Below are 8,610 nucleotides of genomic sequence, written 5' to 3' on the forward strand. Positions count from 1 at the left end.
TTCGACTGCCTCATCTTGGCCAAGGCATTAGCCGTTCAAACAGGCCGTATATATGGTAGTTAACCTGCGCTTTTTATCACACTACTGACTTGCAAAACTGGGGGAGACCATATAGGTGAGCAACGCAATACCGAAGTCGCCGCATACCGCCTTAAACACTAAAACCAACGCATAGTAAAAATGCCACGCGTTGCGAATCCCTCTTGAACAGTTTGTTATGTGCGTCGCTCAAATTCATACTCTGTAAGACACCATCGCTTTGGACTTGACCAACTGATTTCTTTGAATGATGTTCTTAGGTCACCGCTCAATAAAAGTTGCTTCATAAAATGGCTAGGTGAAATATAAGCTTTATCATCGTAAGCAAACACAAAACCCTGCTTATTGAGCTCAAGCATCATCTGTTTGGTTTCCTCTGATTGAATCCCACCGTTGAGATCAAGCTCATCAATACGACCATCTGTATCGCCATCTCGACTGCTCTTGCTTAACTTTATTGAGGTTCTTATCTATGGCAACAACGTGCGCCGGAGGGACTTCTCCTGATTGACCAAACTCAACTTTGTAAGGAGGCTGTTTTATCATTTGCTCTCCAAGCACATAACGCCTGCAATAAGGTGTGCCTCACTTAACCAACAAAGCACGCAGAACTCCATACCAAAACCGCCGAGTGTAACGCATCACCTTGATTGCTTTGTTATATTTTTATTTCTTCGAAAGATAGAGCATACCTATCTTTACGTGCTACAGCCTTCTTAAGTATTAAGTCTTCACGAAAATTCGAATTATTCCGTATTAATTCAATACATTTTTTTATTTTATAATCAGGCACATTGCATCCAAAATAAACACCTGTTATTACCATAGGATCAACTTTATAAAGATATAATGATTTGCTTGTATATCTTGTTGCACTATACAGACCTAATCTAATACCATCACCATTAACATCTTCATTTTCTCCAACATCAAAGTCAGATGGAATATTAATTTCACATTTTCCTTTCTTATCACCTTGAATTGTTAACTGACCATTACAGATCATTTCTAAAAGATCACTGTAATCAGTAACCAATTTATCACAATACCTGAGGTTTAGTATGGAACGATGCTCCTTCTCGTATATCCATTTATCCCCCTTGGTCAAAAAGAGTGATTTTATTAGTTTCTTATAGGGTACACTATATTTATCATCTGGAAGCGCATCACGCTCCAATTCAAACATCGGCTGAGTATCTCTATAGACGACTCTGGTAGGTAATTCATGCATATTGCATACAGGGCTTTCCGCAAAACGCACAAACTTATCGTTCTCTATAAAGTATTTGTCATCTAGCCACGAATGATCATTTTCTATTTCAATAACAATACCTTGATGCTCATCAGCATAGTGAGACCACATTAAAAGATTTGAATAATCCTCTGTAAAAGATACTATGCCTTGCTCATTTAAATCTTCTGGAATCGTTTCTAGACAAGCCTGAATGTGATAATTATCTTCGTCTTCTGATTTTTCATAGCCGTCGGGAGCGAAAACGTTATCCTGATGCTTCATTACATTTACAATTTGCTCCATTGCCAAGGACGCTTCAAACGGATCGTTTAAACCTTCTATTTGAGTTGCCCTTAACATTGGCTCAACAAAAAATTGCTCTCTTAGAGGCATATACTTATATAAATATTTATTCACTTTAATTTACTCAAAAAATACTTGGTTACCACCATGACTCAGCTAGATGCATCCACAAAGCAGATAGCTACTGTAAGGCTTCCATGACAGAAGGCCGTTCTGAATGAAGTATTCGGCCTTGCTTTTTATTAATTCTATATCACTCAGTTATTATACAAACTCACAGTGACTACTTTATATTCAATCAGTTATGAATACAATCCGCTGACTGAGTTTCTGTGATAATCAAGAAAAAATATAACGCCTTGCTAAGCGGCGAAAAATAGTTGGCTATAATTTGCGAGGAACGAGCGAAAGCCAACTGTTTTTCGTCCGTTTAAGCAACTTGTTATGCGTTCACTTCTTCGTCAAACCACACATCTTCGTAATCATTACGATCTATTAGAACTCGAAAACCAGGTTCTAACGCTAAATATTTAATTATATGTGGGCAATATTTGTCTAAATGATTTGCACATAAAGGTTTAAAAAAATCCGCATCTTCAGAAAACTCGCCACACCAAATAAACCAACCAGTAGTTCCATCGCAAGCCTCAGTTCTTACCGCATGTATTGGTTCAATATGTAGAGTCTCCAATGCAATACCAACTTTCAAACTCATGTCAATGCCATGAAATTTAGACTTATATTTATTACAAATTGTACGCTGTAAATCGTGCATTAACATTCCTAGTTAAACTGACGCATAACGCCCAATTAAGGTGTGAAGCACGCGACCACGACACTCAATTTGACAACCGTAAACACTAAACTTAACCCAAATCAAAAATGCCAAGCGTGCTGAATCACTCTTAAATTGTTTGTTAGGCTTTGTTCGTAAAGATCACGATAACACCAATAAAGTGATGTTTAGAATCTGTGTCGACATAGTACCCATCTATATCATCCATTATTCGACCTTCTACATCTTTGCTAAGTGTGAAAATTTGGATATCGGTGTCAATACCAGCTAAATTTCCGACTTCAGACAACCAGTTACTATAGTCATCTTTAATTTTTTTCACTTGTTTATCTAGTTGTGCTGAATCATTTGTAGGGGCTACAGTGTGGACAGCAGAGAATAAACCTACTTCAACAAAAGACTTACCTGTTGGTCCGGATAAAGTTAAAAATTCTAAGTTTCGCTTTAAGTCTTTTATTACTAACTTTCTAGCGGGATTAAAGCTTTTAAGCTCGATAATACAAAAGGGAGTATTTCCATTGCACTTATATGGCAATACATCTGTATAAACAGCAATATCTACACGACCTTCACGTTCCATAAAAGGTGAACCTTTTCGGATAATAGATGATCCTCTAACCATTGGATTGCCCCGTTTAATTAAAGGAAGGCAATCTTTAGCAACTTTCTTAACGCTAGCTTCAATATATATTTGATAAGGATCTGCGTCAGGTCCATTTAATCTGCCAATCTCCTTAGCTACATTAACCGTAAATAAGTATTCAGCCCCGAATCTTGCAGCAGGGTCATCAGTGAAATTTAGAGTGTCAGCATATGCTTGATTCATTCCGGACTTAACTTTGCTTACTATGTCGCCAATTATTTTTTTCACAATCTACCTACTAAAATCAGATTAAAGCCTAACGCCGCGTTAAGTAGTGAGCAACGCAGACCACCACACTTAAACTATTGTGCGGTAAACACTAAATTCAAAGCAAACCGAAAATGCCGAGCGTTGCGAATCTGCCTTAAACGCTTTGTTAGAACGTTTTTTCCATGAATAACAATTTCTTACCTTCATAGAACGCTTCTTTAAATTGCGTATAGCCCAGCTTTTTATAAATATATATTCCTCTTGAGTTTGATTCGAATACATCTAACCAGACTTTTGAACAGTTTAAGTTTTCCGCACAATACTGTTCCATCTCTTTAATTGCGAGTTGACCAAGACCCTTTCCTTTGGAAGCAACAACAATTCTCCTGAACTCAACGACTTCTTGGCTTTCTTGCGACAAAATTATGAAACCTGACAACTCGTTTTCGTAGTACAAAGACAGATAAATTACGTCATTGCTCTCTATTAGACTTGCGTGCTTTTCTAGTGAATAAGGAATAACAAAGCCTTTTGTATCATGAGAACACTCCATTTCAACAAAAGACCTGGCTTCTGATATCACCGACTTTCTTAATTCTAACACCATATTTTCCTAAACTTTCTAACGCCCTTGTTAATGGGCTAAATTTGGTTGGCTAAAATTAGCGACGAAGGAGCAAAAAGCCAACTGAATTTTGTCCCGATTTAACAGTTTGTTAAGTGCCGTTTACTCATAAACTTTCCCGCAATATAAGAATACTGCGAACTGTTTCCATTTATTTGTCCTTAGATCAGGATCTTGACGGATTCCAAAATCGGAATCTTCCGCCCAAGCTACAGCGGCTTCTAAGAACCCGCTGATAGAATTATTAGCCCAATCTTCAGTGAAGCCAACTTCATCTGTTGATTTTCCTTCATGAGGTTCGCGATCTGCAATTAGTGATTTTACGAAAAGCAGAAAGCTCTCTTCATCCTTTACTTCATCTAATATTTCGTGAGGTTCTCTCATATTTTCCATCTGCATTTAACGCCTGCAATAAGGTGTGCCCAATTGAACCAACAAAGCGCACCAAACTCCATACCAAAACCGCCGAGTGTAACGCATCACCTTGATTGCTTTGTTATAAGCCAGTTATACATCACTTGAAAGGTCCGTTATGAAATTGGTATTTTTCGTTAAGTTTCCTATATCAATAGCTTTAACTGATTGCATCTTAAAAAATGTGATTGATTGGAAGTCACTACACCTCTCTTCCAAAAAATTTTGTGGGTTGGGCTTTGTTTCATAATTAACCTGAAACGAAATTTCTGCTTTGAAAGAAGAACTTACACATACGTTTTCAATCGTTTCTCTCATACCATCCCATATCTCTTGTTCTAAAAACAGATTAAATACTAAATTAGGCAAATAATCGCCTGAATCACAATTAGGGTTGATATGACCACCAAAACAAAAGTTACCAAAAACACCTTCATCCCGCAGACTAGGTTCTAAATCTGAGCCCACACAAATATTAACTTTCACTGGCAATAATGCCGATAGCGATGGAATATTTAGATGTCCATAAATCTCACGCTCTATCCCTTGCATTGTTACTTTTGTAACGATGCCTTCAATTTGAATTCGATAGTTTCTCACCCATTTTTTAGAAATAGCTGACGGCTCTTTCGGAAGAAGGGCAATCAAAACATATTCGTCCCACGAATCAATTACTTTTACATTATTACTTTTGAATAATTTCAAAGCTTATCTCCTCCCTAAGGCTTATAACGCCTGCCATAATACGCCACAACGCATTACGATAATGTTGATAGACCACCGAAAACACTAAAGCCAATCAATACCTAGAATGCCGAGCGTTGGTGGTCGTATTGATGGCTTTGTTATGTTTCTTGGATTCACTTTTACTCGTGAAATTGCTCGTATGCTTCGGCTTCTATGTCCCCACAACTTTCAATCGGTATGCCATTTTCATCATGGATTGAGTACTCTTGCTGGTTACCACCAATACTTGCACTACCATCTAAGCCACAAAGCATCGTTGTATAGGTATCAGTAAGCACATCATCTAGAATATTAGCCAATTGATTCATCTGTGTTTCTGATAAGTTCATCTTTTCAATCTTTGAAGAAACTTCTGACTCCCCATCTATGGAAAGGTACAACTTTAATTGTTCCTCTTTTTCAGACTTCCAAAGTCCAACGAATTCTTTAGCATTCATCGCCGATCCTATTTTTTGAAACATAACGCCGGGCATAAGGTGCGCCACGACCAACCTACCAAGCGCACCAAACTCCATACCAAAACCGCCGAGTGTAACGCGTCACCCTTGATGCCTTTGTTAAGCAGCAAGGACACTGGACTAATTAAATTTTCTTACAATAATTTAGCACGATAAATGGCTGCATATTATTATGAGCCCTCCCTTCTCCTGCAGTACCTGTATTACGTGTTTCATTATGATGGTCCCCACTACGCGTGGTTGTACTATCAACACCATCAATATTATTATCACCAATCATCTGCACTGTAGTGTGGGAATGAGATGGCATTTCTTCAATTGAAAGTTGGTGAGTTTCAGCTCCACCAACAGCTCCCAATATACGAAGTGTCAATCCCGAGCCTTGGCCTGAACCAATTATTGTCCTTCCTGCCCCCTCTTTCCATTCAATCCAACCTTGTGGACATCCCGTTGCTCTATCGAAAGCTAAAATGGCTCCAACAGGAAAAGCAACCTTATCAAATATCTCCGGTAATGTTTCTTGGCTTAACTTTTCAATCTCAGGTTTCAATACAGTTTTTACTTCGTTACCTATTTCTTCATTAATATACAATTCAACTTGCTTTTGAGCTGCATTTTTTGAATCACTTACTATTTGGCTAGTAATATCAGTTGCTCTAGTTCTTAATGACTCAACTATTCTGTACTCAAAAACTCTTGCATCTAATTGTTTTCCCAGCACCCAATAAGCAAGCCCGACACCAATTGCTACAATTACAGCTCCTACTGAAAATGCTGACCGATATAATCGGTGTATATACTCTCGATGTGATTGAATATCTTCAGTAAGAAGTTTAATAACATCTTCTGATTGTGATTCATTTCCACTTTTTTGTTCAATCATCACTCCCTCCAAATTAAGCTAAAAACATAATTATAGAAGGCATACACTACTGTATTGAAAACTAGATGCTTAACGCCGCATTAAGGTGTGAGCAACGCTACCACGAAAACTAAACATGCCACCGTAAACACAAAACCCAACGATGGAATGAAAAATGCCAAGCGTTGGGAATCACTCTTAAATGCTTTGTTAGCTTACTTACGAACGCCAGTGTACTGTTCCTGACCTATTTTCTGAACATTGAAAAATAGGTAGTTTCTATCAGAGTACTCTGAAATATCAACATTTAGACAGTCTCGTTGAGCCGTCTCAATAGAAGAGCGTAAGTGATGCGAAATTTTCTGCAAATCGGGATGGCGAATATCTGATGAAAACTCATATTCGTAATACTGACCTTCAGCTTCAACTTTTAAACTAACTCTGTCTACTATTTCATTAAGAAACGAGTGTTTGACCTGTACATGCTCAATTGAAAAATTTCCTATTGAACTCCCATTTACTTTTAACTGTTTTTTCCTAGCCACGTTTTACCTCTACCGTTTAGCCTTGATAACTAACATTATGATTATTCGAGATTTACCATCCGTTTTCTGTGATAGAAATCGCTTTGTAAGCTAACGCCTGCAATAAGGTGTGCCCCACTGAACCAACAAAGCGCACCGAACTCCGCACCAAAACCGCCGAGTGTAACGCATCACCTTGATTGCCTTGTTATGTTTTAAGTTGTGCAATATTTTCTTAACATACGTCCCTACTGATTTCATATGCCCAGTAGTTTTCCTTATTAGCAACCCCAATATCAATTTCAGACAAACTATTTAAACAATTCATTAGACTGCCACTGCGCAAATGTTCTTGATAAATACATAATGATTCCAGAAATAGTTTTAGGCTGCTATTGATGAATACTCGTTCCATATTTGAGTCGTGCATAAAACAAACAACCTCACCAGTAAGAAGGTCTAGGCATATTGGATCGCCAAAACCATTGTTACCCAATATCAACGCCCCATTTTCAACAAGAGAACCACAGTTTCGAAATGATAAAGAAGGTGGCGCATCTATGGGCAAACCAACCTTTGATAATATTTCGATATCTTCATCCTTTAAATTATACGTGGATAATTTTTCTTCACTTAGTGAGACGAACTCATCCAAGCCAAGATCAAGAGCTATTGGTACTTCTGGTAAACTATTAATAAACCTTCGTTTTAGATCTTTTAAGTCTGCCATTTTGATATAACTCATACTTTTGAAGAAAAACATAACGCCGCCATAACACGTGCTGACGACTTACTTTCCAAACCAATTATACTTAAAACCAAAAACGCCGAATGTTATGAGCATCGTGTTGATGGCTTTGTTAGCTGCAACACCCGTACATCAACAAAAGCATATTTATTAATTTCCGAAATAAAATATCGTGACAACATACTTGCAGATGAAAACTTAAGTAACAATGGAACAACTGCATAAGAAATAATAAACATCAGAGGAACAACTAAAATCACATAACCAAGCAGTATTAAAAATATACTCATAATAAAGAAAGTCTTAACATCTGAAAAACTTATGTTGTGTATAATTTCATAAAAATCGACACCGGTATCTGGTTTAATTACCGTTAAAACAGCAACTAAACTAATCAAATAAATTAGAAGACTTAATATTCTGTTTTTAGCGTCTGGATTATATAAAAAATTAAAGAAATGATACCAACCATTATCAAGCACAAAACTTCTATTTTTAGCGTTAGTTTCTGTAATATCTCGAAAAGCTTTCATTGTTTCGTATAAATTATCAGCTATGTGTGATGTTAATAGTTGTAAATATACAGCTTTATGCTCTGAAACATTGGTGCTTTCAAGATGAGTAAAAAAAGCTAACCTTCGTATTAAATTTCTTTTATATTCCTTTTTCGCAAAAGACCAAAAAGAAGCACTAATTAACATAGGAAGTAAAACAAAATCAGTTAATACAGTATAAAAATTCAGATATATCGACAAACCGAGAAACGGCATTGATAAAAGTAAGAATAAGCCACCAGTCAATCCAAAAAGCTTAATATCAACATTCTTTTGATAATATTCCTTCGATAGTAATCTTAACTCTTCCAACTCTAAATCACCCTTTATAATCAAAAAACTCAAAAAAGCAGCTAACGCTCTGCTAAATGGCGCTGTCACCTAACTTTCAAAGCCAACCACACTCAGAACCAAAACCGCCGAATGTTCCTGCGTCCGTTTAAGCAGTTTGTT

General features: G+C 37.1%; 12 protein-coding genes and 1 pseudogene. All 13 read right to left on the bottom strand.

Annotation, left to right across the window (positions count from 1 at the left end; genetic code table 11):
* Positions 1-81 precede the first annotated feature (81 nt).
* Positions 82-238: pseudogene (locus MHO82_RS25900) on the bottom strand (DUF3265 domain-containing protein).
* 209 nt (positions 239-447) lie between these two features.
* Positions 448-585 (bottom strand): hypothetical protein, encoded by a 138-nt coding sequence (locus MHO82_RS25160; RefSeq protein WP_239189275.1) that lies wholly within the window; start codon positions 583-585, stop codon positions 448-450.
* A 112-nt stretch (positions 586-697) separates the two neighbouring features.
* Positions 698-1,690, bottom strand: a complete 993-nt coding sequence (locus tag MHO82_RS25165) for a DUF2971 domain-containing protein (protein ID WP_239189278.1) — start codon at positions 1,688-1,690, stop codon at positions 698-700.
* A 328-nt stretch (positions 1,691-2,018) separates the two neighbouring features.
* Entirely contained in the window at positions 2,019-2,351 is a 333-nt protein-coding gene (locus MHO82_RS25170; RefSeq protein ID WP_239189280.1) for a hypothetical protein, read from the bottom strand.
* Between the two features lie 142 nt (positions 2,352-2,493).
* Positions 2,494-3,243: a hypothetical protein gene (locus MHO82_RS25175; protein ID WP_239189282.1), complete on the bottom strand. Its 750-nt coding sequence runs from the start codon at positions 3,241-3,243 to the stop codon at positions 2,494-2,496.
* A gap of 148 nt (positions 3,244-3,391) precedes the next feature.
* Positions 3,392-3,832: a GNAT family N-acetyltransferase gene (locus MHO82_RS25180; RefSeq protein WP_239189284.1), complete on the bottom strand. Its 441-nt coding sequence runs from the start codon at positions 3,830-3,832 to the stop codon at positions 3,392-3,394.
* Between the two features lie 120 nt (positions 3,833-3,952).
* Complete coding sequence (locus tag MHO82_RS25185; protein WP_239189286.1) at positions 3,953-4,249, bottom strand: hypothetical protein; 297 nt, start codon at positions 4,247-4,249, stop codon at positions 3,953-3,955.
* A 108-nt stretch (positions 4,250-4,357) separates the two neighbouring features.
* Complete coding sequence (locus MHO82_RS25190) at positions 4,358-4,969, bottom strand: hypothetical protein (protein WP_239189288.1); 612 nt, start codon at positions 4,967-4,969, stop codon at positions 4,358-4,360.
* Positions 4,970-5,130: 161 nt separating this feature from the next.
* On the bottom strand, positions 5,131-5,526 hold the full coding sequence (locus tag MHO82_RS25195; protein ID WP_239189290.1) for a hypothetical protein: 396 nt from the start codon (positions 5,524-5,526) through the stop codon (positions 5,131-5,133).
* A gap of 67 nt (positions 5,527-5,593) precedes the next feature.
* On the bottom strand, positions 5,594-6,352 hold the full coding sequence (locus MHO82_RS25200) for a hypothetical protein (protein ID WP_239189292.1): 759 nt from the start codon (positions 6,350-6,352) through the stop codon (positions 5,594-5,596).
* Positions 6,353-6,546: 194 nt separating this feature from the next.
* Entirely contained in the window at positions 6,547-6,876 is a 330-nt protein-coding gene (locus MHO82_RS25205) for a hypothetical protein (RefSeq protein WP_239189294.1), read from the bottom strand.
* A gap of 214 nt (positions 6,877-7,090) precedes the next feature.
* Complete coding sequence (locus tag MHO82_RS25210) at positions 7,091-7,585, bottom strand: SUKH-4 family immunity protein (protein ID WP_239189296.1); 495 nt, start codon at positions 7,583-7,585, stop codon at positions 7,091-7,093.
* Positions 7,586-7,689: 104 nt separating this feature from the next.
* Complete coding sequence (locus MHO82_RS25215) at positions 7,690-8,538, bottom strand: hypothetical protein (protein ID WP_239189299.1); 849 nt, start codon at positions 8,536-8,538, stop codon at positions 7,690-7,692.
* Positions 8,539-8,610: the final 72 nt, after the last annotated feature.

The sequence above is a fragment of the Vibrio sp. Of7-15 genome, from assembly GCF_022347565.1.
Taxonomy (GTDB): domain Bacteria; phylum Pseudomonadota; class Gammaproteobacteria; order Enterobacterales; family Vibrionaceae; genus NORP241.

Coding starts and splice junctions, on each gene's coding strand:
- MHO82_RS25195 (WP_239189290.1), bottom strand. CDS start 5,526: ATGGAGTTTGGTGCGCTTGGTAGGTTGGTCGTGGCGCACCTTATGCCC.
- MHO82_RS25200 (WP_239189292.1), bottom strand. CDS start 6,352: ATGATTGAACAAAAAAGTGGAAATGAATCACAATCAGAAGATGTTATT.
- MHO82_RS25210 (WP_239189296.1), bottom strand. CDS start 7,585: ATGGCAGACTTAAAAGATCTAAAACGAAGGTTTATTAATAGTTTACCA.
- MHO82_RS25160 (WP_239189275.1), bottom strand. CDS start 585: ATGATAAAACAGCCTCCTTACAAAGTTGAGTTTGGTCAATCAGGAGAA.
- MHO82_RS25185 (WP_239189286.1), bottom strand. CDS start 4,249: ATGCAGATGGAAAATATGAGAGAACCTCACGAAATATTAGATGAAGTA.
- MHO82_RS25170 (WP_239189280.1), bottom strand. CDS start 2,351: ATGCACGATTTACAGCGTACAATTTGTAATAAATATAAGTCTAAATTT.
- MHO82_RS25180 (WP_239189284.1), bottom strand. CDS start 3,832: ATGGTGTTAGAATTAAGAAAGTCGGTGATATCAGAAGCCAGGTCTTTT.